The sequence below is a fragment of the bacterium genome (genome assembly GCA_035529855.1).
GTDB lineage: Bacteria > RBG-13-66-14 > B26-G2 > WVWN01 > WVWN01 > WVWN01.
In genome coordinates this window covers 1-26,304 of sequence record DATKVX010000078.1, presented here as the reverse complement: position 1 = coordinate 26,304, position 26,304 = coordinate 1, and the positions used below count along the sequence as shown (strand labels likewise).

At 62.9% G+C, this 26,304-nt stretch carries 25 protein-coding genes and 2 tRNA genes; 18 read left to right on the top strand and 9 right to left on the bottom strand.

The genetic code is table 11. The features are described from left to right. The 3 genes from VMX79_08305 to VMX79_08295 all read left to right on the top strand — a co-directional run. A partial coding sequence (locus VMX79_08305; GenBank protein HUV87099.1) for an IscS subfamily cysteine desulfurase occupies positions 1 to 1,162 on the top strand: 1,162 nt, incomplete at its 5' end. Between the two features lie 22 nt (positions 1,163 to 1,184). Further along, a complete protein-coding gene (locus VMX79_08300) occupies positions 1,185 to 1,622 on the top strand; it encodes a hypothetical protein (GenBank protein HUV87098.1) in 438 nt (145 codons plus the stop codon). Positions 1,623 to 1,634: 12 nt separating this feature from the next. Continuing rightward, positions 1,635 to 1,898, top strand: coding sequence for a YtxH domain-containing protein (locus VMX79_08295; GenBank protein HUV87097.1), 264 nt, complete (start codon positions 1,635 to 1,637; stop codon positions 1,896 to 1,898). A gap of 102 nt (positions 1,899 to 2,000) precedes the next feature. Here VMX79_08295 and VMX79_08290 read toward each other — a convergent pair whose 3' ends face one another. Then, entirely contained in the window at positions 2,001 to 2,435 is a 435-nt protein-coding gene (locus VMX79_08290; protein ID HUV87096.1) for a hypothetical protein, read from the bottom strand. Positions 2,436 to 2,605: 170 nt separating this feature from the next. Between VMX79_08290 and VMX79_08285 the strand changes: the two genes are divergently transcribed. After that, positions 2,606 to 3,679 (top strand): aconitase family protein, encoded by a 1,074-nt coding sequence (locus VMX79_08285; GenBank protein ID HUV87095.1) that lies wholly within the window; start codon positions 2,606 to 2,608, stop codon positions 3,677 to 3,679. Beyond that, positions 3,655 to 4,614 carry a hypothetical protein gene (locus VMX79_08280; GenBank protein ID HUV87094.1) on the top strand — a complete coding sequence of 320 codons (960 nt, stop codon included), beginning with the start codon at positions 3,655 to 3,657 and terminating at the stop codon, positions 4,612 to 4,614. Before VMX79_08285 ends, VMX79_08280 begins: the two co-directional genes overlap by 25 nt. A 66-nt stretch (positions 4,615 to 4,680) precedes the next feature. On the opposite strand, the gene VMX79_08275 is transcribed toward VMX79_08280, so the two are convergent. The 7 genes from VMX79_08275 to VMX79_08245 all read right to left on the bottom strand — a co-directional run bounded on the left by VMX79_08275 (position 4,681) and on the right by VMX79_08245 (position 12,699). Next, positions 4,681 to 5,199 carry a type 1 glutamine amidotransferase domain-containing protein gene (locus tag VMX79_08275; protein HUV87093.1) on the bottom strand — a complete coding sequence of 173 codons (519 nt, stop codon included), beginning with the start codon at positions 5,197 to 5,199 and terminating at the stop codon, positions 4,681 to 4,683. A 10-nt stretch (positions 5,200 to 5,209) separates the two neighbouring features. After that, positions 5,210 to 7,063, bottom strand: a complete 1,854-nt coding sequence (locus VMX79_08270; GenBank protein ID HUV87092.1) for a T9SS type A sorting domain-containing protein — start codon at positions 7,061 to 7,063, stop codon at positions 5,210 to 5,212. Positions 7,064 to 7,136: 73 nt separating this feature from the next. After that, a complete protein-coding gene (locus VMX79_08265) occupies positions 7,137 to 9,368 on the bottom strand; it encodes a M1 family aminopeptidase (protein HUV87091.1) in 2,232 nt (743 codons plus the stop codon). Between the two features lie 164 nt (positions 9,369 to 9,532). Continuing rightward, positions 9,533 to 10,228, bottom strand: a complete 696-nt coding sequence (locus tag VMX79_08260) for a CDP-alcohol phosphatidyltransferase family protein (GenBank protein ID HUV87090.1) — start codon at positions 10,226 to 10,228, stop codon at positions 9,533 to 9,535. Positions 10,229 to 10,239: 11 nt separating this feature from the next. After that, positions 10,240 to 11,055: a class I SAM-dependent methyltransferase gene (locus VMX79_08255; GenBank protein ID HUV87089.1), complete on the bottom strand. Its 816-nt coding sequence runs from the start codon at positions 11,053 to 11,055 to the stop codon at positions 10,240 to 10,242. A 29-nt stretch (positions 11,056 to 11,084) separates the two neighbouring features. Continuing rightward, positions 11,085 to 11,921 carry a hypothetical protein gene (locus VMX79_08250; protein HUV87088.1) on the bottom strand — a complete coding sequence of 279 codons (837 nt, stop codon included), beginning with the start codon at positions 11,919 to 11,921 and terminating at the stop codon, positions 11,085 to 11,087. 85 nt (positions 11,922 to 12,006) lie between these two features. Further along, on the bottom strand, positions 12,007 to 12,699 hold the full coding sequence (locus VMX79_08245) for a hypothetical protein (GenBank protein ID HUV87087.1): 693 nt from the start codon (positions 12,697 to 12,699) through the stop codon (positions 12,007 to 12,009). A 387-nt stretch (positions 12,700 to 13,086) separates the two neighbouring features. Here VMX79_08245 and VMX79_08240 point away from each other — a divergent pair, with 387 nt between their 5' ends. From VMX79_08240 to VMX79_08185, 12 genes are all read left to right on the top strand, one after another. Further along, entirely contained in the window at positions 13,087 to 13,680 is a 594-nt protein-coding gene (locus VMX79_08240; GenBank protein ID HUV87086.1) for an NYN domain-containing protein, read from the top strand. A 299-nt stretch (positions 13,681 to 13,979) separates the two neighbouring features. Further along, a tRNA-Phe gene (locus tag VMX79_08235) sits at positions 13,980 to 14,052 on the top strand. A 7-nt stretch (positions 14,053 to 14,059) separates the two neighbouring features. Further along, positions 14,060 to 14,419 carry a hypothetical protein gene (locus VMX79_08230; GenBank protein HUV87085.1) on the top strand — a complete coding sequence of 120 codons (360 nt, stop codon included), beginning with the start codon at positions 14,060 to 14,062 and terminating at the stop codon, positions 14,417 to 14,419. Between the two features lie 22 nt (positions 14,420 to 14,441). Beyond that, positions 14,442 to 14,777: a hypothetical protein gene (locus VMX79_08225; GenBank protein HUV87084.1), complete on the top strand. Its 336-nt coding sequence runs from the start codon at positions 14,442 to 14,444 to the stop codon at positions 14,775 to 14,777. A gap of 8 nt (positions 14,778 to 14,785) precedes the next feature. Then, positions 14,786 to 14,859 (top strand) — tRNA-Thr (locus tag VMX79_08220). A 347-nt stretch (positions 14,860 to 15,206) separates the two neighbouring features. After that, a complete protein-coding gene (locus VMX79_08215) occupies positions 15,207 to 16,976 on the top strand; it encodes an ATP-binding protein (protein ID HUV87083.1) in 1,770 nt (589 codons plus the stop codon). Further along, positions 16,960 to 18,315 (top strand): sigma-54 dependent transcriptional regulator, encoded by a 1,356-nt coding sequence (locus tag VMX79_08210; GenBank protein ID HUV87082.1) that lies wholly within the window; start codon positions 16,960 to 16,962, stop codon positions 18,313 to 18,315. The genes VMX79_08215 and VMX79_08210 overlap by 17 nt, the downstream gene beginning before the upstream one ends. A 247-nt stretch (positions 18,316 to 18,562) precedes the next feature. Beyond that, positions 18,563 to 18,919 (top strand): hypothetical protein, encoded by a 357-nt coding sequence (locus tag VMX79_08205; protein ID HUV87081.1) that lies wholly within the window; start codon positions 18,563 to 18,565, stop codon positions 18,917 to 18,919. A gap of 68 nt (positions 18,920 to 18,987) precedes the next feature. Continuing rightward, entirely contained in the window at positions 18,988 to 19,986 is a 999-nt protein-coding gene (locus tag VMX79_08200) for an NAD(P)H-dependent oxidoreductase subunit E (protein HUV87080.1), read from the top strand. A 65-nt stretch (positions 19,987 to 20,051) separates the two neighbouring features. Continuing rightward, positions 20,052 to 21,905, top strand: a complete 1,854-nt coding sequence (locus tag VMX79_08195) for an NADH-quinone oxidoreductase subunit NuoF (GenBank protein HUV87079.1) — start codon at positions 20,052 to 20,054, stop codon at positions 21,903 to 21,905. A 55-nt stretch (positions 21,906 to 21,960) separates the two neighbouring features. After that, on the top strand, positions 21,961 to 22,638 hold the full coding sequence (locus VMX79_08190) for a 2Fe-2S iron-sulfur cluster-binding protein (GenBank protein ID HUV87078.1): 678 nt from the start codon (positions 21,961 to 21,963) through the stop codon (positions 22,636 to 22,638). A 24-nt stretch (positions 22,639 to 22,662) separates the two neighbouring features. Next, positions 22,663 to 24,246 carry an FMN-binding glutamate synthase family protein gene (locus tag VMX79_08185; GenBank protein HUV87077.1) on the top strand — a complete coding sequence of 528 codons (1,584 nt, stop codon included), beginning with the start codon at positions 22,663 to 22,665 and terminating at the stop codon, positions 24,244 to 24,246. Between the two features lie 187 nt (positions 24,247 to 24,433). Here the strand turns inward: VMX79_08185 and murJ are convergent, their stop codons facing one another. Then, positions 24,434 to 26,038: a murein biosynthesis integral membrane protein MurJ gene (gene murJ / locus VMX79_08180; GenBank protein HUV87076.1), complete on the bottom strand. Its 1,605-nt coding sequence runs from the start codon at positions 26,036 to 26,038 to the stop codon at positions 24,434 to 24,436. 20 nt (positions 26,039 to 26,058) lie between these two features. Between murJ and VMX79_08175 the strand changes: the two genes are divergently transcribed. Continuing rightward, a partial coding sequence (locus VMX79_08175) for an HAD-IIIA family hydrolase (protein HUV87075.1) occupies positions 26,059 to 26,304 on the top strand: 246 nt, incomplete at its 3' end.

Genomic DNA, 26,304 nt, shown 5'->3' with positions numbered 1-26,304 from the left:
TATGGAAGGTATTTACCTCGATTACAATTCCACGACGCCGACGGCTCCCGAAGTCGCCCTGGCCATGGCGCCGTTCTTCACCGACAACTTCGCGAACCCCTTCAACCTCCACCGCTTCGGCCAGCGCGCCCGCGGCCCGGTGAACGAGGCGCGCGAGAGCGTCGCCGCGCTCCTCGGCGCCGCTTCGCCCGACGAAATTATATTCACCGGCGGCGGCTCGGAGTCGGACAACCTCGCCGTCAAGGGCGTCGCGGCCGCCTCCGTAAGCCGAGGCCGCCACGTCATAACTTCGGCCATCGAGCACCCGGCGGTACTCCTGGCCTGCGAGTGGCTCGCCGACATGGGTTGGGACGTTACGTTCCTCCCGCCGGACGACGAGGGGATTGTTAATGCCGACGCGTTGGCGGCTGCCATCCGGCCGGATACGGTCCTGGTCTCGATAATGCACGCCAACAACGAGGTCGGAACGGTGGAGCCGGTAGCGGAGCTGGCCGCCGTCGCCCGCGAGCGCGGCGTCCTCTTCCACACCGACGCCGTCCAGACCGCCGGCAAGCTCCCGGTAAACGTAAACGACCTCGGCGTAGATCTGCTCTCCATCTCGGCCCACAAGTTCTACGGGCCGAAGGGCGTCGGCGCCCTCTACGTGCGGAACGGCGTCGAGCTGGTGCCGCTGATTCACGGCGGCCACCAGGAGGAAGGTCGCCGTGCCGGGACGCACAACACGCCGGGCATAATCGGCCTCGCCCGGGCGCTCGAGCTGGCGACGGCCGACCGGGAGGAGGAGGGCAAACGGCTAGGCCGCCTCCGCGACAGGTTGAAGGACGGCATCCTGGCGATGCCGGGCAAGGTGGTCGTTATGACGCCGGCGGGAAAAGCGATGCCCAATACGTTGAACGTCTGCTTCCCGGGCATCGAGGGCGAGGCTATAATGTTGGCGCTCGATATGGAGGGTATATCGGCGGCCACGGGCTCGGCCTGCGCCAGCGGCTCGAGCGAGCCGTCGCACGTCCACGCCGCGATGGGCTGCCCCCCCGAAGTGGCGCGCGGCTCGATTCGTTTCAGCCTGGGGAAATATACGACCGAGGAAGACATAGGCCGCGTGTTGAAGGTCCTGCCGCCCGTCGTGGAGCGGCTGCGCGCGGTATCGCCGACGAACGAGTGACGTATCCGAAAGAGGGTTTGCTATGACCGCGGTTGACGGCGTATATTGGGCGCTCGCGCTCGCGATCGTTTTAATCGCCGCGGCGCTGACGTGGTTTATCGTGCGATGCGCGGGGACGGTGGGCCGCATCACCCAGGTTATCGCCGACGTCCGAAAAGAGGTCCCGGCCGCTTCGGCCAGCGTTCGGAAGGTGCTGGAAAACGCCGAAAGCGTTACGGCGGACGTCGCGGACGCGTCGTCGGTGATACGGGACGGCGCCGCAGCCGTTCGTTTGCTCGTCGAGCGGGTGCGGGACTCGGTGAAATTTCTGGACGAGACTATCTTCTCCAAGCTTGCGGCACTCGCGCCGCTTTTCGTCCTGGCGGGTTCCTGGCTCGAGCGCCTTACGGGCAAGAAGAAAGAGCCGGCCGTTCCGGGAGAAGAAGCGGGCGAAGGAGCCGCGGATAATAAGAGCGATTAGGAGGAACGCGTAATGGCGGAAAGAGATAACAGCGCCGGGTTGGTCTTGCTGTCGTTCATCGTGGGCGGCATCGTGGGCGGCGTTCTCGGCATACTCTTCGCGCCCAAGCCGGGCAAGGAGACGCGGGAGGACATCGCCGAGGCTGCGGCCGAAATAAAGAAGGAAGCCCAAAAGTTCGCCAAAGATGCGAAAGAGCGGGTCGACGGCTTCGTCGAGGAATCGAAGGACGTGATCGCGAAGCTCTCCGCCAAGGACAAGGCCAAGGGCAAGGCTTAACGCGGAGCGGGCCCCGTTGCGGCAAGGGGGAAGAGGGAATAAAAAAGGCCGCGATAGCGCGGCCGTAACCGGCGCGGCGAACGTGACCCGGGCGGAGCGGCCTTAGCCGCCGTCTTCTTCCCGCGTTTCTTCCGATTCGTCGACCTGGAACATGTCGCCCGTCTTGACGTCGCTTTCGCCGCCGCCGACCGGTACGCGACGGTAGTACCGCAGCCGGTATTCCTCCGGCAGGTATCGCGACGGTTCGTTGTTGTAGATGGTGAAGGGCATTTTATCGAAATCGGGTTCCGTCCGGGGTATAATGATGCTGACGGGGCGGGCGAGGTCCGGTAAAATTTCGAGCTCGGGGAATTCGATGACCGTTTCCGTCTCGGTTTTCCCGGTTTCGAAATTTATGACCTTCTCTTCGCGAACGACGTACCCGGCGTCGGCTTCGCTTTCGGCCGTCGGTTCCGCGTTTTCCGGCGCGTCGGCGAACGCCGATAGCGCCGGCGCAGCGACGAGCAGTAACGGGCCTATTAAGAACTTTATTCGCATTCCGTCGCCGTGTATTATTATAACTGATAAAAGGAAGGCAGTCAATCTTTTCCGTCCGGTATAAAACCGCGCGAGAGATAATTGCCGACCACGCCGCGGACGGCGCCCGGGCCGAAGGCCGGCGGATAACGCTCCGGCCTGACGCCCTCGCGCTGGGCGGCGACGAGGCGTTGGAGGCGTTGGAGTCGGCGCCCCGGCCGGCGGCCCGCACGTTGGACCCCAACCGCGCGATAATTTTTTCCGGCGATTGCCGCGGCCGCGGTTCGTCGCGGCTGGCGGCGCGGGCGCGCGCGCAGGCGGGCGCCTTCGGCCTCTGTCTGGTCCACCCGGCGGCGGGTTGCGCCGTGCCGGTGTTGCACGAGCGGGGGTTGGCGGGCCCGGGCGACCTGGTGGCGGCGCTGGGCTTGCCGGGGGGCCAAACGTCCGGCCGCGGTTCGTTGGTCTGGCCCGTCGTCGTCGGCTCGCTGGAAGGGATACTGGCGCGCGGGACGTTTGAGGTCGACGTACCGGATATCCACCGCATAGAGTGCCGCGGCGAGCTGGCGCCGGCCGTGGGCGGCGTGGACGTAGGCTTGTACGTCGCCGGCCAGTTCGGCCGGGGCGGCGCCGAGGGTGCGCTCCTGGAATTCGGCGGCGCCGTCGTCGACGGTATGGCTAACGGCGACCGGGAGGGTATGGCTTCGGCGGCCGCGCTGTGCGGGCCCGTCGCGGTATTATGCGCGTTGGAGACCGAGGCCGAGGGGTTCAACGCGTTATTCGATTACGACTTCACGCCCCTTACGCCGCAGTTCGCGAGGTGGAGGGGGAACGCCGACTTCGACGTGGCGCCGCTGGCGGAGGAGTCCGACGCGTTCATCCACCGCGTCGTCATCGGCCCCGCGGCGTCGGCGGCCGAGCTCCGGGCGGCCGCGCGGATGCTGGCCGGCAAGTCCGTCCATTCCGACGTTCAGCTGTGGGTATCGCCCGGGTCCCGTCAGGCCCACTTCGAAGCCCTCGCCAAGGGCTACCTCATGGATTTGATCGACGCCGGCGCGACGGTGCTGCCTTCCTGCACCCTTCCGTGGGCCGAGGAGCTCACGTCGGATGACGCCGCGGTTGCGACCACCGGCCTGTGCGGGTTTGAGGTTTGCGTCGAAGCCGGTGCGGAAGTCTACTACGTGAGTTCGGCGAGCGCCGCCGCCGCGGCCTTGGCCGGGGAGCTGTGCGACCCGACGGCCTTATGGAAAAAGCTGGAATCCGATTAACCGTTGTCGCCTTCGCGACCCTCGCGTCCCTGGCCGGCGCGTCGACGCCGCGCGTGGCGGCGGAGTACGGACTGCGGGCGCCTTTAGCGCCGGCGACGTTCGTGGCCGCGGCCGTCAGCCCCGCGGGGGACGCGCTGGCCGTTTTCATTTGGCCCACCTTCGAGGGGGAGCCGTACCCCGGGGCGGTCGCGTTACTCAAGGGCGAGGGCGCGCCGCTGGAGCTCAACGGCGTTTGGTCCGCGGCGTTGGACGAACGGTGGGGCCGGTTGGCGGTGGGCGAGCGGGTCGAAGTGGTCGACAATACGCTCGAGCCGCCGTTTTCGCGGGCGAACCTCCTTGGCCGCGAGCTCGGTATGGACGCCGCCTCCCTGGAGCAGTCGTTGTATTACGACGGCTTCGCCGGAAACGGCTACGTTACGAGGCCCGTGATTTACGACTTGGAATCCGATAACCGCGAGCCTTTGCCCGTAGCGGGCGGCGATTTTGTAGACTGGGTCGGTGAATCGCGGCTGGTGATAGGCCGCGAAGCGGGGGCGGCGAAGACGCCCGGCGTAAGCGCCCTGGAGCTGTACGGATACAACCTCGAGAACCGGGCCGTGACGCGGCTGGCCGGCGCCGACGAGGCCGCGGCTAAGTTGGGCGAGAGACTCTCGGCCGACGTGCGGACCTCGCCGTACCTGCCGGCGGCCTGGCGGCTCGCGCCGGCGCCGGGCGCAGGAGTGAGCCGGTCCGCAATAAAGTTGGCCGTGCCGGCGCGGGGCGGGTCCTTCGAGAACGGGGGTAATGGCTTTTCGTGGCGGCCCGACGGCGGGGAGGCGGTGTTCGTAGCTAAGGGCGTCGTCGTCGCGGTTAGCGGCGACGGCACGTGGGTCGTCGCGTACGGCGGCGACGAGGGCGGGGGCGCCGTTACGGCGTACCGGCTGGCGTGGCGTTGAGATTTCGACCCCTCGGTAACGCAGCAAAGAAAAGGCCGGCTCGAGCCGGCCTTTGCATACGTGCCCTTAATCCGATAAGGCCGCGATTATAGCTCGGCAGAAGGCGGCCAGGTCCGCCGGCGTGCGGCTCGTTATTATCCCGCCGTCCGCGACAACCTCGGCGTCGACGAATTCCGCGCCGGCGTTTATTATGTCGTCCTTGATGCTCTCGAAGCAGGTGGCGCGTTTACCCCGTAATGCGTCCGCGGAGATGAGCACTTGAGGCCCGTGGCATATCGCGGCCACGGGCTTTCGCGCCCGGACCATTTCTTTCACGGTCGCGACGGCGTTTTTATAGCGGCGTATGCGGTCCGGCGCGTGGCCGCCGGGGATTACGAGCGCGTCGTAGGCCGCGGCGTCGACGTCTTTATACGCCAGGTCGGCTCGGGCCGGGTAGCCGTATTTGCCATAAAAGACTCCCTTTCGGGCCGCGGCCACGTCCACCACCGCGCCCTCCTCTTCCAACCTTATTTTTGGGTACCAGAACTCGAGGTCCTCGTAGCCGTCGTCCACGAAGATAAGTATTCTGTTGCCGGCCAGCGTCATACTTACGCTCCTACTTGACGACTACCATCTTCTTCGACGCGCCGTCGCCTCCCGCCGTAAGGCGGTAAACGTATACGCCCGGCGCCAGCTCGAGCGCCACCTGGAGCTCGTTCGCCCCTCCGGCAAAGATGCCCTCGTGCCGCCAGACCTCGCGGCCTGCCAGGTCGTATACGGCCAGCTCGGCCGGGCCGGCCGCGGCTAACGAGAACGCGAACGTCGTCCTCCCCGGTGTCGGGTTGGGGACGTTCTGGTGGAGCGCGAAGGTAACCGGCTTCGTCGGCGGCCGGACCTCCGCCGGCCCGAACGTCTCCCGGCCGCCGCTCAGGTCCACCGCCTCGAGCCAGTAGCGGTAACTCTTATTGGGTTCCACGTCGCCGTCTACGAAAGTATACGGGGAGCGCCCGGTTATCAGGTTTGCGTTCAGTTTTACGCGGCCTTCGTCGTGGCCCGAGGCGCTTTCGCGGTAGAGGTTGAATCCGGCGAGGTTTTGCCATCTACCGCGCCAGGAGACGCGCACGGCGTCGCCGGCGGCCCGGGCGACGAAGCTGTCCGGGCCCGTCACCGGCACGTCGTCGTCCAGTCTTATGGCGTATATGTCGCCGCCGCGGCCCATTTGATTAAAGTGGACGTGTTTCCCGGCGGCGGTGGCGTAGACGTTGTCCCCCGATATCGCGACGTCGCAACAGGCCATCGACCCCGGCGTGTCGACGCCGAAGAGGTAATCGCCGCTGAGGCCGTTGAAGACCTCGATTTCGGGATTCAATTCATCCTGGTTGCCGAGGGAGGCCGCGACGAGGTACTTGCCGTCGTCGGCAACCGCCATCTCATTGATTAAATCCTGGTACGAGCCGGTCACTACTTTGTAGTTAAACGTCCACGTCGGCGTGGATGAGGGGAGGGTATGACAAACGATACGCGCCTGCTTGAAGTCGGTCCGGTACCAGGCGTTGTAGAGGTGGCCGGCGCCGTCGAGGACGACGCGGCCGCTGTAGAAGCCGGGTTCGCTGTGGACGAAGAGCACTTCGTACGTGGACCCGTTCCACCGGCGGGCCGTCGTCGTCGTGAAGCCGTGAACGAGGTATAGGCCGTCGTGCGACAGGCCGTGGCAGTCGGTCGAGGAGCGTGCGTCGACGCTCTCCCGTAGCGTCAGGCTGGTCCCGTTGAATCCGAAGACGTGGAGCATAGTGCTGACGCGGAATAGTATGAACTTGCCGTCGGGAGTAACGACTAACGGCCCCCGCTGGGCGGTTCCGCTGACGGTCTTTTCGTCTAGTAGGGAACCGTTGTCGGCGTGGAGGATACGGAGTTTTATGTCGCTCCCGGTGGAGATTAGCGCGGCTACGAAGCTGCCGTCGGCCGGCATCCCGACCGGACCGCGGACCGTTTCGCCGCCGCTCGGCGTATGAGTCCAAACGGGTGTGGAGGAAGCGCCGCGGAAAAGTTTAACGTCGTTGGCGGCGCCGCCGGTGAAGCCGGCGCAGAAGGCGTCCTTGTCTCGGCCCGCGGCCGTGAAAACGCTCGCTCCGGCCTCGACTTCCCAATCGAAGTTGCCCGCGCCGGCGGTGCGGAAGAGTTGCGCTGCGCAGTCGTTCGTGGCCGAGCCGGCGAAGACGAACCGGCCGCCGTACCCAAATCGCGCCGTCGTTTGGTAAACGGTGTTGGCCTCGTTATGGGTCCAGAGGACTTCGGGCGGCGTGTCGACGTAGGGTTGGGGCAGGGGGCCGCCGAAGGGCGCGTCGGACGCCTCGGTCCGCGTGAATACGCCGTCCGCCGTTACCTCGAGCCAGGACCTCTCCGCGGCCGTTGCCCCGGCTGCCGCGCACAAAACAACCGACGCTATTAGGAAAGGTTTAAACGTTTTCATGGCTTTTACCTCCTATGGGTTGTAACCTTAGCGGCCTCGCTTACTTCGGCCAAGCCGTTTCATTCTACGATACTTACCGAATTACCACCATCTTCTTCGCCGCGCCCTCCCTTCCCGCCGTAAGGCGGTAAACGTATACGCCCGGCGCGAGGTCAAACGTTACCTCGAGCTCGTTCGCCCCCTCGGCGAAGGTCGCCTCGTGGCGCCAGACCTCGCGGCCTGCCAGGTCGTAGACGGCCAGCACGCCCGGGCCGGCCGCGGCCAGCGAGAACGCGAACGTCGTCCTCCCGGGCGTGGGGTTGGGGACGTTCTGGCGGAGCGCGAAGGCAACCGGCTTCGTCGGCAGCCGGACCTCCGCCGGCCCGAACGTCTCGCGGGCGCCGCTCAGGTCCACCGCCTCGAGCCAGTAGCGGTATTCGCCTTTCGGTTTGGCGGCCTCGTCGACGTAGCGATAAGGCGAACGCCCCGTTATTAGCTTCTCGTTGATTTTTGATTTTAGGCCGTCGCGTGCCGCGGCGACGCTCTCGCGGTAGAGGTTGAAGCCGGCGAAATCCTTCTCGGCCGACGTAGCCCACGAGAGCGCGACGCCCCGTTCCGCCGGCCGCGCGCGGAAGTAATCGAGGACGACGCCGACGTTGCACGTATTCTTCTGTAGCAGCCAAACATCCTTGTCGAAATATACCCAGTAGATTTCTTCGGGCAACGTAAACTCGAAGGTGTGTTCGCGGCCGTCGACCCATACGGTCTTCGTATATTCGTCGTCGCCGCGGGCGGCGAACGTGAGGTCCACCGGGCATTTGAACAGCGGCGTCAGCGGCGTTACTTGCTGGACTTGCTCTATCTTGACCTTTACCGTCTTGCCGCCGCCCGATTTGACCCAGGAATATTTAAACTCCGGATAGCCGGCTTTATATACCCATTGCTCGAAGAACCAGTCGAGGTCGGCGCCGTACGCTCTCTCGAATTCGTACTGGAGGTCGTCGGTTACGGCGGTTCCGTATTTATGCGCGGCGCCGTAGTCGTTCCAGGCGCGGTAGAAGTTTTCGTCGCCCACAAGCCGCCGCAACATGTGTAAGACCCACGCGCCCTTTTGATAGACGGTGGCGCTCCACGGGTACGTCGGGTCGTAGACCGAAAAGCGGCGCGACGCGTCTTCGCGGAAGTAACTGTCGGCGTACGAGCGCATGTGGTCGCGGAACGCGGCGTCGCCGTAGCGGTACTCCGTGTAGAGCGCGTCGGCGTAACTGGCCTGGCCCTCGTTCAACCATAAATCCTTCCACGTGCCGCAGGTGACCATATCGCCCCACCAGGAGTGGGCGAGCTCGTGGGCGAGGAGGTGGTCGCCGTTGTGGTGGGGGCCTATGTAGCTGGCGCGGATGAAGGTGCAAGTCTGGTTCTCCATCCCGCCGAAGTTGGTCATATCCACCGCGGCCACGCCGTACTTCTCGGCCTTGAACGGGTAGTCGCCGAACTTGGCGGCGAAGCAGTCGAGCATGTCGAGCTGGTGTTCGAAGAAGGTGGGCGCCGCGCCGGCCTGGTTCCCATATACGAAATAATTGACCGGCATACCGCGCCAGGTCTGGTTGAAGCTGGTATAGTATTCGGCGCACGCGATGGCGACGAGGTAGGTGGCTATGGGGTAACGTTCCACCCAGTGGAAAAGGTTGGTATCTTCGCCCGCCGGCCCGCTCCAAGCGAGGAGGCCGTTGGAGGCCGCGTACCAGTCGTCGCGGACCGTTAGGTAGAGCTCGACGCCGTCGTCGGCCTTGTCGGCCGGGCGGTCGTTGCAGGGGAACCAGTTCCGCGAGTAACTCATCTCGGTGGAGGTGAAGACGCCGCCGGTCGTGAAGAAGAAGCCGTTCCCCGGTTTGCCGTCGTATTCGACGTCGACGTCGAAATCCTCATCTTTCGCCATAGGTCGCTCGAGCGTGACCGTAAGCACATTGTTATTGTGGGTGAACGCGAGCGTTTTGCCGGCCCGGGCGACGCGGGTAACCTTGAGCAGCGTCGTAAAGTCGAACGAGAACGTCGTGAGCGACGCTTCCTTGCTTCGTACGCGCGTCGTCGTCTTCGCGTACACCGTAAGCGCCTCGTCGTCGATGGTCATCGTGATGGTGTATTTGCGGACGTCGTAATTCGCCGACGCCTTCGACGGGAGCAGCGGCCCCCTAGCCTGGGGTTCGAAGAGGTGGCCGTAGAACAGCTCGTCCTGCGCGCCGGGGAGATATGGGGGCGGAGGGCCGGCTGCGGCGGCCGCGGCGGCCGTGGATACGAACGCTATTAACAATGTTCTAAACCCTGACATGAATTCTCCGTAATTAGTCAAGCATTATTTACCGGGTGCGATTTGGTTCGCACACTACGATTATAGTTTAAATATGGGAATTGTTCCAATATGAAAGTCGAGCCGCCGGACGACGGCGCGGTAGGATGTGATTTTTAAATAAATCCGGCTAAGGCGCCGCGTTTTCAGTAGCCGTTTCGGCTTGCGGTTACGACCCGGTCGACTACCGCGGCGGTCGGGTGTACGGCCAGGTAAACAAGTGCGACGAGTGGGGCGTGGGCCCAAAAGAGGGTGGCGAGAGCGCAAAGTACTATAACGGCCGTACGCGTCCCCTTGCTCGCGAGCGTGGGCCTGGCGGGAAGCTTCAGGCCCAGCTCGCCCGCTCGAGCGCCCGAGTAACTGACTAGATTCGAGGCGACGACGGCGACGAAGCCGAGCGCGAGCACCGCCGGCAAATAGACGGCGGACGGCAGCGGCGTCCGAACGAGATATATTATCGTTCCGAGTACCATCGCGCCGTCGACGACGCGGTCGAGCACCGAGTCGAGGAGCGCGCCGCCCGGGCTCGACGTACCTCTCAGGCGCGCGAGCTGGCCGTCCACGCCGTCGAGGATTTGCGCGGCGGCGGCGACGACGCCGGCCTGCCACCCGTAGCCCAGCGCGAGGACGACGCCGGCGGCGGTACCGGCTAGGGCCGACGCGGCCGTCGCCATCCACGGCCTTGCCCCCGGAACGCGGTTGAGTATTAAACTGACGGGCGCGCTGAGGTAGCGCTTTATCCACCGGAGGACGAAGCGGTCGGTCGCTTTATTGCGCCAGTCGAGCGGCCGGCCGTCCCAGGATATATTGGAGTTGTCCACGTTGGCGTTTTCCCGGTTCATTTAACGCGCGATTATCCGGCTTTGACGGCTACGATTAAGACCGTACAGGCGAGCTCGCGAACGAGCGGCAGCCGCTCGAGGAGACTTTCGACTCCTTGCATTATTCTTAATAGGGCGTCCGGCGTATATTTCAACGCGAACAGGAATTTTCTAGTCGCGACGACCGTGAAGGCCGCGTCCTCGAGCAACGTCCGGAGATTCCTTTGCGGGATGGGGAGGTGGTAGCTGTGAGGATGATACGATGCTCGGCCTACGTCGGGAGTAGGGTAGTGCATGAAAGGTAAAAGGCGTCGTAACGAACGTGATTTATACAATAACCTTTTCCCTATTTCGACGAAGGAGTTGTAGTTAGGGGTCGAGAGGACCAGCGCTCCGCCCGGAGAAATCACGCGGGCCATTTCGGCGAACGCGCTGCGTCGGTCCCCCTCGAAAACGTGCTCGAGCATCTCGACGGCGGTAACGGCGCGGAAAGTCGAAGGCCGGAAAGGTAACCGCGAGACGTCGGCGTTAATTAATCCGACTTTGAGGCCGTTCGCTTCGCCGATGCATCGCGCGGCGTAAAACCCGCCGTCGACGAGGTCGATTCCGACGGGCCGGAACCCGCGCCGGCCCAGCAACGCGAGCCCAAGCCCCGCCCCGCAACCGACGTCGAGGACCGGCTGCCCCGGCGCGGCCGGGACGCGGTCGATAACCGCCGTCAGCCGCCGGCGCGAAATATAACGCCGCACCCGCGAGCCCAAGTACCAGTATTTCAGTAAATCCGGCGTCTTACCCGGCGGTATGGACGGCGGGATTACCAGCTCCCCGTATTTCGTATCGCCCTCCATCGCATCCTACCCTCGGTCGTTTTCGGTTTTTAAACAAAAAACCCGCGGGCGAGCGCCTCATAATCGGGGCGTTCGCCGGCGAGGTACGCGTTTACGGCGCGCTCGGCCAGCGGCAGCGCGAACTCGTCGAGGAAGCGGCGGACCGCTTCTTCGTCGTAGGGGACGCTGCCGTCGGCGTCGCGGTAGTTTTGGCTCAGGATGCACTCGAGCTGGCCCGCGCTCTCGCGCCCCTCCGCACCGACGATTTCCTCGATTTCGGCTCCCGACGAGACGTGCCGCAGCGGCAGCAACAGCTCGACGCCGAAGCGCGCGAGGAGCTCGACGTACGCGTCCAACGTTATCGGTATCTGGTTGAGCTTGACGAGGCCGCCGTGGTTCTCCCGCTCGCCGGCGACGACGACGCGGCATCCCGTCATCTTCGCGAGCGGGATGCGGAGCGCGTGCAGATAGACGTGGCAGCCGATGCACGGCGTGTAGAAGCCGAAGCGCCGGTACAGGGCGAGGACGTACCGGCCGCAGAGCAAGCGCCACAGCTCGGGCGCGCCCATAACGACGGGCTCCAGCACTTCCGCGCCGGCCGCAACGCCGCGAAGCCGCTCTTGCAAATATTCTATTTTTTCGAAGGGTAGTCGCCAGTCGCCGAACTCGGTCCCGGTGTAGGCGATGGTGGGGAGGAAGAAATCGTAACCGCCTTCCGCGGCGGCGCGTACGGCCGCGGCCAGGCTGTCGGGGCCCGCGATCTCGACTACGGCCGCGTTGGCCGCGGCGTGCAGTCGCTCCACCGTTTCGGCCGGGAGCATCCACGCCGGGAAGGCCGTTACGAGCTCGGCCCTTTCTAATAGGATTTCGCGGTAACGCGGGTCCATAAAGGCGCCCTTTTATCTCGAGTTCGATTATAAGTAACGGCGCGCGATTTCGCAAACAGAGCTTTTACGCACTTTAGCGCCGCGTTCACCACGTAAGGAAAAAATACACCAGGACGTGGCCTACGAAGCCGGGCCAGATGCTGCCGGTCCGGCGGCGGAGCGCCAGGCTGAGAAAGCTGACCGCGAGGGTTAGGCCGATGAAGGTCGCCGCCTCGAGCGCTTTCAAGCCGGGGACGAGCGGCGCGTACCAGGCCGTGCCGGCCAGCGCCAAAACCACGACCAGCGCGTGTTTCACGGCCGCGGGCGCCCGGGGCCCGGCTATAGCCGTCGCGAAGCCGTATATGAACCCCGGCCACAGCAGCTCCCACGCCAACGGCCCGAGCGTGAAGAAGAGCGGCCCGTTTCCCGCGAACGGGCTCGAGTAGAACGGCCTGACGTGGTTAACGGCCACCGCGGCCGCGGCTAAGGCGGCCAGCCCCAGGTATCCGTAGACGAGCCGGGCGGTTCCTTTCATCCGGGGGATGCCTACGCCGGCGAAGCGGGGTAGCACGAAGGCGCCGACGCCCAGAACGAAACAGTGGATGATGTCTCGTACGGCGTCGCCGTTAATAACGCCCGATTGGTAGAAGCGCAGGCCCCGCGCCCACGCGTACGCGGCGACGCGCCACACGGCGTAGCCGTACGCGAGCGCGGCCGCGAGGAGCGCGGCGACGGCCAGCGCCCGGGCGAGGGCGGCGGCGTATTCCCGGAAGGACCTCGAGCCGTGGCCTGCGTTCACGTCGTGATTTTATAATATAATGGGCTCGGGTTGCAAATGATACGTGAAGGGGGGTTAAGAACCGGTCATCCGGTTCGCGAGTAAAAGGCGGCCGAGTTTTAACTTGACTTGGAGTCGCGTTTTTGTATATTATGTACGCGCCAAGCTGCGGTAGCTCAGTTGGTATTCTTATAGGACATATTGAAAGCCGCTATTCAGATATTCGTATATCAAACTATCGCTTTTTACTTGACATCCAGGAGGACTTCTGTTATTTTATAAAAAGGTAGCCATGGTACGATCATGGCATAAAAAAGATAATCTCCCCATTACTGCTTAGCAGTGGTGGGTAATAAACTCCCCGCCGCTACACGTTAGCGGCGGGTTTTAGCTAGGAGGGAAGATAAAATGGAACGCGTATTCATCTTTATCGACGGAAGTAATTTCTACCATAATCTTAAATCGATAAATCGAAATACTAATATTAATTTCGCAAAATTCGCGGCTAAAATTACGCGAGAAGTTGGCCAGAAACTGGGACGACAGGTCCTCCTTCGAAAGGTATATTATTACAATGCGCCTATTGATGCGAGCACGGATCCCACTGGCGCTAGCAAACAACAAAGATTCTTCAATAGACTAAGTTTTATTACGAATTTCAAGGTAAAACTCGGTAGGCTAGAACCGCGTGATGTTAAATGCCCGATATGCAAGGGGAACGCGGAAATAGTATGCGCAGCTTGCGGGCAAAAAACTACCACGAGATATGAGGAAAAAGAGGTTGATGTTACTCTTGCGGTAGACATGCTGTCGTTCGCGCGGAACAACTTACACGATATCGCCGTTTTGGTTAGCGACGACGGAGACTTCGCCTCGGTTTTGAAAGAATTAGAATACATGGGGAAGGTAACGGTATTCGCTGGTTTTCATGACACGGGCGCACTCAGGGACGCGTCGGACGTTTTTATCAGGCTAAATCGGCAATTCTTTCAAGGTATTTAAAACCGTTTCCCCAAGCTCAAAACGGATTCCTTTTCACCGCTTTCCTCGACTGGGAAGCGGTATTTTATTTTAACCCTTCTTCGTCCTACCGTAAGCCTTCATCTCGGCGATCGTCAGCGCTCCGAGTTCGCGTCGTTCGGCGAAGTTTTGAAATCGTAGACAGCCGGGTGAGGCCTAAGGACTCGGTAACGCGTACCAGCCCCAAGGCGGCTCCCGTCCTTCGGGCGCGTTAGGCTGAATCGCTTCACGCGTTTTCGTTTGACTTAGCTTATTATATATGATAAAAAATGCTTTGACAAGCCGCGGTAGCTCAGTTGGTAGAGCACTGGACTGAAAATCCAGGTGTCGCCGGTTCGACTCCGGCCTGCGGCAAATATATATGTCTATGCGTGATGGGAATAGATTAGTATCCGCGGCCGCGGCTGCGGCCTTTATTGCGTTAACGTCAGGGACTACCGCCGCCTTCGCCGAAACCATCGACTTCTCCGGCTACCTCTACGACGAGCGGACCGAGGTTCGCTTCGACGTCTACTCGGAAGAGCAGCTCCTCGACGTAACGTTCACGTACCCGGCGACGGCCGACTTCCACGTCAAGGTCCTCGGCCAGGGCCGCAAGGAGCTGGGCGACTTCGCGCTGGCCGAAGGGCCGGTGATACAGCTCAAGGGCGGCGGCAAGTTCACTTTCGTCGTGTATACGGAATCGGGCGGGGGCGCGTGGACCGCCTTCTACGAACGTTAACCCCGAATGGAAGGAAGCAGCGATGAAAAAGATGGCGTGGTTACTGGCCGCGGTGGTGGCGCTCGCGGCGGCGGCGTACGCCCTCGACGGAAGCGTCAGCGGTTATATTAAAGATAATACCGACGAGGACGAATTCGCCGTCTTAGCGGACTCGGGCGACGTCGACGTCGTCTTCGATTGGCCCGATGGAACCGAATTCTGGGTTACGGTCTACGGCCGGAACCACGACGAACTGAACGACTTCGACCTGACCGAAGGCGATACCATCAATTTGAGCGGCGGCGGCCTCTTCTTCCTCGAGGTGTACAGCGCAAGCGGCTCCGGCGCCTGGGCCGCGGCGTGGTCCGACACGGACTAAGTATTGACGCCAGGATAGCTCAGTCGGCCAGAGCAGCTGATTCGTAATTAGCAGGTCGCGGGTTCGAATCCCGCTCCTGGCTTAACAAAACCCCCTGAGTAATCAGGGGGTTATGTTAATTCGGAATCGGAGGGAGACGAATTAGCGGGGATTTCCGGCCGTACTCGGGCCGGTATCGCGGCGAGGCGCCGGAACGCGGCATCTCGCTCTTTACGCCGCCGGAGCCGGGCGCCGACCCGACGCCGCGGTCGACGTGCAGGGCCGCGGGTTTTATTCGCCGCGTTGGGCTAAAACGCCGACGGGCCTTAACGCGCCGGGTTGCGAGCCGTTTAATATCGGCGTTTAGAGTGCTTGACATTTAGCCGCCGGTTATTTAATTTTAACTTGCCGCCTCGAGTTCCGCTCATTAAACGCCGGCGGCGATACGATATGGTTGGCAAGTCGAAAGCGAGAACCTCCCGGTTAGCGCGAAGCCGCGTGCTTATCGAGGACTATTACGAGCTTTCCCACCAGGTCCTGCGTTTGGGAAACCGCGGCGTGCCGCGGGGCGAGTTCCTGCGGGAGGCGTTTTCGTTACTGCTCGGGTTCTCAGGTTGCGACGCCGTCGAGTTCCGGTTGCGCGACGGCGATTTTTGCTACTACGCGGAGATGGTCGGCGAACCGAGCCGCAATTTCCGATTCGGTATCATAGACCGCGTCGCCGAGGATGACGGGAAAATCCTCCCGTGCGTCGCCGACGACGCGCCGACCGAAAGGCTATGCCGAGACGTTCTAAGGGGCCGGCTCGCGGCCGGCCAACCGTGTTTGACCGAGAAGGGAACGTTCTGGACCGGCGGCGCGGGCGAAACGTTGGTAATGGGGTCTTCCGCGGACGGCGAGACCTCGGCGGCGCCCTATCTTATCGGCGGCGATTACGAGTCGCTTATCGTCGCTCCGTTCGCCGTGGGGGTAGGGGACATCGGCGTCCTCCTCCTCAAATCGCGGCGGAAGGATTTCTTCGGCCGCGCCGAAGCGGAACTCTTCGAGGGCGTCGCGCAGAACCTCGGCGTCGCGGTCGCCGACCGCCGCACCCATTGGAAGCTCCGCGAGCGCGTCAAAGAGATGACGTGCCTTTACAAAATAGCCGAGACAGCCTCGCGTCCCGGGATTTCTGCGGAGGAAGTGTTCCGGAAGATCGTGCGGCTGCTACCCCCCGCCATGCAATACCCGGATATCACGATCGGGAAGATCGTGATCGACGGCGCGGTGTACGCGACGGAGGAGTTGGAAGACACGCCGTACAAACTATCGGCGGATATCTTCGTCCACGGCGAAAAAAGGGGCGCGCTCGAGGTACAGTACAAGGAAGCCAAGCTGGATTATGAACCGGGCGTTTTCTTGCAGGAGGAACAGAACCTCCTCGACGCCGTCGCGCGTCAGATAGGTTTGATTATCGAAAATCGCCTCGCGGAGGAGGAACGCGCGCAGCTTCATGAGCAGCTCTGGCACGCGGACCGCCTGGCGACGATAGGCCAACTCGCGGCCGGCATCGCCCACGAGCTCAACGAACCTCTCGCCAGCGTGCTGAGCTTCGCCGAGCTGTTGAAGGAAGACCCGGGCCTTTCGGCGCAGGGGGCTAAGGATTTGGGGAAAATTTTAACGGCGACGCTTCGCGCTCGCGGAATCGTAAGGCAACTCCTCTTTTTCGCACGCGAGGTCCCCACGATAAAGCAAGCCGTGGACGTCGGCGACGTCGTAGAGGAAACGCTCTCGTTGCTCCAATCCCGTTTCGGCAAAGAGAGCGTCGAGTGCGAGTTTAGACTCGCCTCCGACGTCCCGAAGATCGTAGCCGACCCGGCGCAGCTCCACCAAGTCGTTATTAACCTTCTGGTCAACGCGTTCCAGGCGATGCCGGACGGGGGGAAGTTGACGATAAGTACGGGGGCGAACGGCGAATACGTCTACTTGGCGGTAGAGGACACGGGCGTCGGAATGAGCGAGGAGATAAAGAGGAATATTTTCCTCCCGTTCTTTACGACGAAGGAGGTGGGTCAGGGAACGGGCTTGGGATTGCCGGTCGTTCACGGGATCGTAACCGCGCACGGCGGGTCGGTCGCGGTGGAGAGCGAACCGGGAAAGGGCTCGCGGTTCGAAGTCCGCCTCCCGCTCCGGCCTGCCGGAAATCAAAAGGAAAGCGACGACGATGGTCAACGACGATAAACCGCGGCTCCTGGTAGTAGACGACGTACCCGAAATCTTGGAGGCGTTGCAGCGGAAGCTTGCGGCCCGGGGGTACGCGGTGTTTACGGCGCCCGGCGCCCCGGAGGCGATAAAGCTTCTCGACGAGACGGCCGTCGACCTCGTGATTACCGACATGAAGATGCCGCGCGTGAGCGGCCTGGAATTAATCAGGTACGTACGCGAGAATCTTCCCGACACCGAGGTCATGATGATTACGGCGTATGCCTCCGTTCCCGACGCGGTGGAGGCGGTGAAGACGGGAGCGGAGGAGTACTTGGCGAAGCCGTTCACCGACGAGGAGTTATTAACGGCCGTAAGCCGCATACTCGAGAAGCTGCGCGCGCGTCGTATGACCGAGCGCCTCCCGCGTCCCGGGGACCTCTCGCGCTACGGCCTGGTGGCCGAATCGAAGGTGATGCACAAGGTCTTCCAGGACGTCGAGAAGGCCGCGGCGACGAACGCCACCGTATTAATAACGGGAGAGAGCGGGACGGGCAAGGAACTCGTCGCCCGGGCGACCCATTACGCCAGCGACCGGGCCGCGGCGCCGTTCGTACCGGTGAACTGCGGCGCCGTCCCGCAAGAGCTGCTCGAAAGCGAGCTCTTCGGCCACGTCAAGGGCGCCTTCACCGGGGCGCGGGATACGCGGGCCGGCTTCTTCCAAACCGCGGACGGGGGGACGATCTTCCTCGACGAGATCGCCGAAACCAACTTGTCGATGCAAGTGAAGTTGTTGCGCGTGCTGCAAGATAAGAACGTCTACATGGTCGGTTCGCGGCGGCCGCACAAGGCCGACGTGCGCATTATCGCCGCTTCGAATAAAGACCTCCTGCACCTCGTAAATAAGGGCGCGTTTCGCGACGACCTCTATTACCGCCTCGCCGTGATCACGATCGACATCCCGCCGCTTCGCGAACGGGGCGACGACATACTCCTCCTCACGAACGTATTCGTCGACAAGTACTCGGGCGAATTGGGCAAAACGCCCCTCCGCCTTTCCGATAAGGTAATCCAAGTTTTCCGGGAGTATAACTGGCCGGGCAACGTCCGTGAGCTGGAGAACGTGATCCAGCGGCTCGTCGCGATGACGGATGCGGAGGAAATCGACGTTCCGGACCTCCCGTCGCTCATGCGGCACCGGACCGTACGGGAGGTCAACCTTACCCGGCCGCTGGAGGAAGTGGAGGTAGAGTATATCCAGAACGTTCTCGCCTCCGTCGGCGGCAACAAGACGGAGGCCGCCGAGGTCCTCGGGATCAACCGAAAAACATTAGCCCAAAAGCTCAAGAAATCCGAGGGATATGGCGATAGTACGTGACGTTGGGCGAGTAAAAATTACGCAACGTCCCTGAATTACCCGGTTCAAGAACCGGTTTTAAAAGGCGGCCCGGATAGGCCGCCGTTTTTTTGCGACCCGGAAAGAACCTAATAGCCTTATTTTACAGGACTTACGCGTCGGCGGTCGGGGGGCGTTTTACTTTGTGAAAATTGGCACGAGTTTTGCACATTATTAATAGCGGAAGATCCTGTTAGCGGACCTTAATAACGAGGCAAAGGAGAACGATATGGCCCGCACCAAAGGGAAAGTAGCGGCCGGGATTGGCGAGAGGGTTGTAGCCGAGGGCACCGCGGAATACCTCGGGATTTGTTCCACTTGCAACGCCGCTCCCCATTGCGCCCATAGGATTCGCAACCCCGGCGTCGCGATTTGGGATTGCGAGGACTACGACGACTACGTCGATATCAGCAGTACCGAGATTAACGGCGGCCTTTCGGAGGTCGTACCGCTTCCGCGGAAGTCGCACCGCCCGGAATTTGACGCCATCGAATACCAGGGTTTATGCAAAAACTGCGAAAGACGCGACGAGTGTAATTTCCCGCGGCCTACGGGAGGCGTGTGGCACTGCGAGGAGTACGAGTAACGAAGGCCGACACCTCGCCGAACGCGGCCTCTCGTCGAGGCGCGACGTCGACGTAATTAGGAGGCGAAATGCAACTCACGAAGACGCACGCGAGTGGGCGTGGAGCGGCGGTCGACACCTCCCGCGGGATATGTACGACCTGCATTCACGCGCCGACGTGCGCCCACCGGTTGAAAAACGCGGAGGTCACGATCTGGGAGTGCGACCTCTTCGAGAGCTACGAGGCGCCCCGGCTGTACGAGGCCGTGGAGACGCACCTCGGCCGGCGGGGCGCGATTATGGCGATGCTGGAGGAGATCCAAAGCAAGTACGGGTATCTCCCGGCGGGTGGCCTCAAGGTCGTGGCCGAAAAGACCGGCGCCTCGCTCGTAGATATTTACGGCGTCGCGACGTTTTATAAATCCTTCAGCCTCCGACCCCGCGGTAAGCACCTGGTATCGGCGTGCTTGGGAACGGCGTGCCACGTGCGCGGAGGGCCGGCCGTCGCGGGGGAGTTCGAGCGCCAACTCGGCGTCGCTCCCGGCGAGACGACGCCCGACCGCGAGTTTACCCTCGAGACGGTCGCGTGCCTGGGCGCGTGCGCGTTAGGCCCGATCGTCGTGGTCGACGGCCATTACTTCTCGCACGTCTCGCCGACCAAGGTTAAACGGATCCTCAGGCAAACGCGAGAGGGGCTCGACAAGGTGGAGGTCAAGAAGGACAAGCGGATCTTCCCGATTCGAGTGAATTGCCCGCGATGCAACCACGGCTTGATGGACTCCGAAGCCGAGATCGACGGCTACCCCTCGATCCGGGTAACGATGTCCTTCGGCCGCGAGCACGGGTGGCTCCGGCTCTCCAGCCTCTACGGCAGCTACAGGGTCGAATCCGAATACGAGATCCCCGAAGACGCCGTCGTCAACTTCTTCTGTCCGCATTGCCACGCGGAGCTGCGGGGTCCGGCGGCGTGCCCGGAGTGCGGCGCGCCGATGGTCTCCATGATCGTCCGCGGCGGCGGCGTCGTCCAGATCTGCTCGCGGCGAGGTTGCAAGTGTCACATGTTGGACGTCAACGGCGTTAACATATAAGCGGGTTGCGGCAGGGAAGGCCGTCGTTTTACCCGCGCCACTTAAGGACGAGAGCAGGAACGGATATGCAGCGACTTACTTCCGTCGAAGATTTCGAGGAACTCCGGGGGCGGTTGGAGAGCGACCGGGACCCCGCATTTCCGACTATCGTTATCAACGCCGGGACTTGCGGCCAGGCCAGCGGCGCCAACGACCTCATTCGCATCGCCAAGCGCGACATTTTGAATAAGGGTTTGGCGGAAAAAGTGCATCTCCGCATCACGGGGTGCCACGGCTTCTGCGAGATGGAGCCGTCGGTGCTGCTCGAGCCGGGGGGCATCTTTTACCCTCGCGTCGGCTTGGACGATATGTCCCGGATCGTGGAGGCCGTACCGGCGGGCGAAGTTTTAGAGGACCTGTTGTACGAGGACCCGGCGACCGGCGAGAGAATCGCGGGCGAACAAGACGTCCCGTTCTTCCGAAAGCAGGTCCGTACGCTGCTGGGCCAAAGCGAAAAGATCGACCCGATTCGGGTTTACAATTACGTCGAGAACGGCGGGTACGGGGCTTTCGTTGAAGTCCTGAAGCGGGGCGACCGCGGGTGGACGGTCGAAGAGGTCAAAGCCTCGCGGCTCCGGGGCCGGGGAGGCGCGGGTTTCCCCACGGGGTTGAAGTGGGAGATGTTGGCGGCGCAGCCGAACGGCCGCGGCAAGTTCGTGGTGTGCAACGCCGACGAAGGTGACCCGGGCGCCTATATGGACCGCAGCCTGTTGGAGGGCAATCCCCACGCCATCATCGAGGGGATGCTCATCGGCGCTTTCGCCACGGGCGCCGACCGCGGCGTCGTCTACGTCCGCAACGAGTACCCGCTGGCGATTAAGCACCTCGTTATCGCGCTGCGCCAGGCCCGCGAACTCGGCCTATTGGGAGATAACATCCTCGATTCCGGGTTTTCGTTCGACCTCGACCTCGTGCGAGGGGCGGGCGCGTTCGTATGCGGCGAGGAGACGGCGCTCATGCGCTCGATCGAGGGCAAGACGGGCGAACCGCGGCAGCGGCCGCCGTACCCGGTGGAGAAGGGCATCGACGGCAAGCCGACGGCCATAAACAACGTCGAGACCTGGGCCAACGTCCCGGTACTTTTCCGGAAGGGCGCCGCGGCGTTCGCCCGGGTCGGCACCGAGAATAGCAAGGGTACTAAGATCTTCAGCCTGGTGGGGAAGGTCAAAAACACCGGCCTGGTCGAGGTGCCGATGGGGATTACGCTTCGCGAGGTCGTCTACGACATCGGCGGCGGCCCGTCGGGTAAGGCGCCGGTCAAGGCCGTCCAGACGGGGGGCCCCTCCGGCGGCTGCATCCCGGCGTCGATGTTCGACCTGCCGATAAGCTACGACAGCCTGGCCGAGGCCGGCTCCATCATGGGCTCGGGCGGTATGATCGTCATGGACGAGAACACCTGTATGGTGGACGTCGCCCGGTACTTTATGAACTTTTTAAAGGACGAGTCCTGCGGCAAGTGCTTCACCTGCCGCAAGGGTACGCAGCGTATGTACGAGCTCCTCGACGACATTACGCGCGGCGAGGGGACGCCGGAGCACCTCGAGCTGCTTGGGGAGCTCGGCGAGGCCGTCAAGGATACGACGATGTGCGGCCTGGGCCAGACGGCGCCCAACCCGCCGCTGTCGACGCTTCGTTACTTCCGGGAGGAATACGAGACGCACGTGCGCGACGGCAAATGCCCGGCGGGCGTGTGTAAGGGACTTATCTCGTTCGCGATCGACCCGGAACGCTGCACCGGGTGCGGCGCGTGCGCCAAGGTGTGTCCCGAGGGGGCGATCGCCGGCGAGCCCGACGAGCCGTTTACGCTCGATTCCGAGAAATGCAATAGATGCGGCTCGTGCTACGAGGTGTGCCAACACGAGGCGATCGTAAAGGCGTAGCGCCGGGTCGCCCCGCCCGTAAATAAACCCGCAGAACGGCGAGGAAGAAAAAGTAATGGTGAAACTCACGGTCAACGGCTTGCCGGTGGAAGTGGAGGAAGGAACGACGCTGTTGGAGGCCGCCCGGTTTTACGGCTTCCCCGTCCCGACGCTCTGCTACAAAGAGGGGCTGTCACCCTACGGCGCGTGTCGGCTCTGCGTCGTCGAGGTAGGCGAGGGGCCGCGGGCGAAGCTGGTATCCTCCTGCACGTACCCGGCGCAAGAGGGCCTTAAAGTCCGCACCGCCTCCGAACGCGTACTCCGGGCCCGGCGGATGGTCATCGAGCTGCTCCTGGCGTCGTGCCCGCAGTCGAAGATTATACAGGACATCGCCTCGGCCCACGACGTGCGGCGACAGCGCTTCAAGCAGGAGTACGAGGACTGCATCATGTGCGGCCTGTGCGTGCGGATGTGCGAGGAGCAGATGATGGCCAAGGCCATCGGCTTCCGCGGCCGGGGAGAACGCCGCAGCATCGGTACGCCGTTCGACATCAAATCCGACGAGTGCCGGCTGTGCGGCGGCTGCATCTACATCTGCCCCGCCTGCCAGCTCCGTTGTACGTATACCGAGCCGGAGAAGGCGATATGCGGCGGGTGCGCCAACCTCGCGCCCCCCTGCATCGAAAAAGAGCAGTTCCACGATATGATGTGTTATATGGACCCCTGCGTCGCCTGCGAGATCGATAAGGAATAAATTTCGGAAAGGAGTTATGCGAAGATGTCGTTGTCCAGGATAAACGCTTCGGCCGCCACGCTGACCAAGAACCGAACCGAGGATTCCATCGTCCCGGCCTCCGGGATGTGCGTCACGTGCGTAGACGGCTGCATCGGCATGTGCGAGATCGGCAAGTCGGCCTACCGCGGCCACGAGGTCATCTACCCGCAGCCGTTCGGCGTCATAACCACCGCCGCGGAAAAGGCCTATCCCGTGGATTACTCGCATTTCAACATCATGGGAACCGCCGTGGGCGCGCACGGCGTGGAGGCCGACAGCGACAAGGCTATTTTCCCGGCGGTCAACACCGAGGTCCGGCTGGGCCACGACGATGGCCTTAAGTTCCGGCTGCCGATTATGATCCCCGGCATCGGTTCGACCAACATCGCCAAGAACAACTGGGAAGGGTTGGCCATCGGAACGGCGTTGGCCGGGACCGGCCTCACCATCGGCGAAAACGTCGTCGGCATGGACCCGGAGAGCAAGATCAAAAACGGCCGCGTCGTAGATACGGTGGACCTCAAACGGCGCGTAGCGCTGTTCACGGACAACCAGCGCGACGGTTACGGCGCCATCGTCGTCCAGGCCAACATCGAGGACACGCGCCTGGGCGTCCAGGAATACGCTATAGAGAAGCTGGGGGCGCAGTGCGTCGAGCTCAAGTGGGGCCAGGGCGCCAAGGATATCGGCGGCGAGGTCAAGGTTCGCGACCTGAAAAAGGCGCAGCTTCTGTACGAGCGCGGCTACATCGTCCTTCCGAACCCCACCGACCCGGACGTTATCCAGGCCTTCGAGCGGGGGGCCTTCAAGGAGTTCGAGCGACACTCGCGCGTCGGCATGGTGACGGAGGAATCGTTCGCCGGCCGCGTGGAAGAACTGCGTAAGGCGGGCGCGAAATACGTTTTCCTGAAAACGGGGGCGTACCGGCCGGCGGACCTCGCCCGGGCCGTCAAGTTCGCCTCCAAATACAAGCTGGATCTATTGACGGTGGACGGCGCCGGCGGCGGGACCGGTATGAGCCCGTGGCGTATGATGAACGAGTGGGGCGTCCCGCCGGTTGAAATCCACTCGTTGTTGTACCGGTACGCGAAGCGGCTGGCCGACCGCGGCGAACACGTGCCGGCGCTGGCCGCGGCGGGCGGCTTCACCTTCGAGGACCAGATATTCAAGGCGCTGGCGTTGGGCGCGCCGTTCGTCAAGCTCGTCGGCATGGCCCGCGGCCCCATCGCCGCGGCGATGGTGGGCAAGACGATAGGCCGCACGATCGCGGAACATCAACTCCCGGTCTACGTCGAGCGGTTCGGCGATACGATAGACGAGATCTTCGTGACCGCGGCCGAGCTCCGCAAAGAACTCGGCGACGACGAGTTCGAGAAGCTGCCGCCCGGCGCCATCGGCCTGTACACCTACTACGAGCGCCTCGCCCAGGGATTGCGGCAGCTCATGTGCGGCAGCCGCAAGTTCGCGCTGGAGTACATATCACGCGACGACCTGGCGGCGCTAACGCCGGAGGCGGCCGCGATCAGCGGGATCCCGTACGTTATGGACGTCGATAAGGAAGAAGTCGAGGCGATCTTGGACGCGTAAATTACTTTAACAAGGACTCGGCAAAAGGGCGCCTGGACTTCCGGGCGCCCCGGTTTTTTTGAGGTAGAAAAAGGGGCTTTAGAGGCGATGCCGTTCCCGATACGGGCGTCGGCTTACTATACGACCCGACGCCGGGCGAAAAAATTCCCTCGCGAGAGGGGTTTTATTTACCCGCGCGTTAAGCGCGTTATTTCCTCCTCAAGACGATATTAATTACCTCTCTAACCTCGGGCGCGCCGAAAAGCCGGGCGAGGAGTACGTACGCCGGAACCGCGGTGGCCACGATAGCCAGTAGCGCGCCGGCCTGGGGCAGCGTCGCCGCCGGAACGTAGCGCCCGAGGGCGACCCGGGCGAGCACGAGAAACGCGGCCAGAAGGACGCTCGCGCCGCCGAAGCGCGCGCCCGCGACGGCGATCCGCCTGAATCCTATCGGGCCCACCGCCCGGCGCAAGCGGTGGAGGAGATAGGCCAGCGTGCAGGTGGTCGATATCGAGATCGCGAGGGCAATCCCGGGCCCTTTGAACAGTAAGGCCAAGACGACGGCGAAGATCAGGTTGCTAACCAGCGCCACGACGCCGCCCCGTATCGGTTCTTTGGGGAGCTTGAGGGCGTAGAACGCCGGCGTCACTATTTGCATCCCGACGAAGGCGAAGAGGCCGACGGCGAAGGCGCCGAGGATGACCGACGTGGCGGCGGCGTCCGCGGCGGTGAACGCGCCGCGCTCGTAGATGACCCGTACCAGCGGCTCGCCCAGGACGATTAGCCCCGCCGTCGCCGGCAGCGATATGAAGAGCGACGCCCGCAGCGCGAAGGATAGGAGGTCTTTAAAGGTTTCTATTTCGCCGCGCGCGGCGTGGCGGCTGATGCGCGGCAGCAGCGCGTTCGCGAGCGAGAAGCCGAAGACGCCCATCGGGAACTGCAACAGCCGTTCGGCGTACATAATGAACGATACGACGCCGACGCCGACGAACGAGGCCGCGGCGGTGCTGATTAACAGGTTGATGCGGATGACGCCGATGGAGAACAGCGCCGGGACCATCAAAATCCCTACTTTTTTGATCGCCGGGTGGCGGAAGTCGAAGCGCGGCCGGAAGCGAAAGCCGACTTTGCGTAGGCTCGGGACTTGTATGAGAACCTGCGCCACGCCGCCCGCCAATACGCCGACCGTAAGGGCGTATATCTGCTCTTGAGGGGTTTCGCCGAAGAGGGGAACCAGGATGAAAAGCGAGCCGAGCGCGAAGACGTTCATCACTATGGGCGCGCACGCCGGGACGGCGAAGCGGTAGAACGAGTTCAGAATTCCCATCGCGAGCGCCGACGTCATCATAAACAACATGTAGGGAAGCATTAAGCGGGCCAGGCTGGCGGATAGGCCGAAGGTCGCGGCCTGGCGTACGAACCCCGGCGCGATTACGGCGACGACGGCCGGCATCGCCAGGACCCCTAAGATAACGGCGATGACGACGCACGTGAGGAATAGGGTGTAGAGGGATTGCGCGAAGCGGAACGCGCCGTCGCGGCCTTCCCGCTCGAGCTGCTCGGTGAATACCGGGACGAAGAAGGCCGACATCGCGCCCTCGCCCAGCAGGCGCCGGAGGAGGTACGGTATGACGTACGCGATGCGGAAGGCGTCCGTGACCCAGTTGGCGCCGAAGATGCCGGCGAACGCTATTTCGCGCGCCAGGCCGAGGATGCGACTCGCGACGGTGGCGACGCCGATTACGCCGGCGGCGCGGAAGAAGCGGCCGCGGCCGTTCTCTTCCGGTTTTTTAATAACTTGCTCCGGGGCCACGATTATCTTAGGATTTGAGTATGGTGCGCGTTGCGTTGTTGGACCGCGACGGCGTCCTCAACCGGGACCGGCCCGATTATATCAAAAACGCGGCCGAGCTGGAGGTCTTCCCGTTCGCCCGCGCCGCGGTGGAGACGTTCAAGGCCGCCGGGTGGTTGGTCTACGTCGTGTCGAACCAGTCCGTCGTCGCCCGGGGGCTCGCCTCGCGGGCGGACGTAGACGCCGTGACCGCTAAATTGGCCCGCGAGGTCGGCCCGGTAGACGGC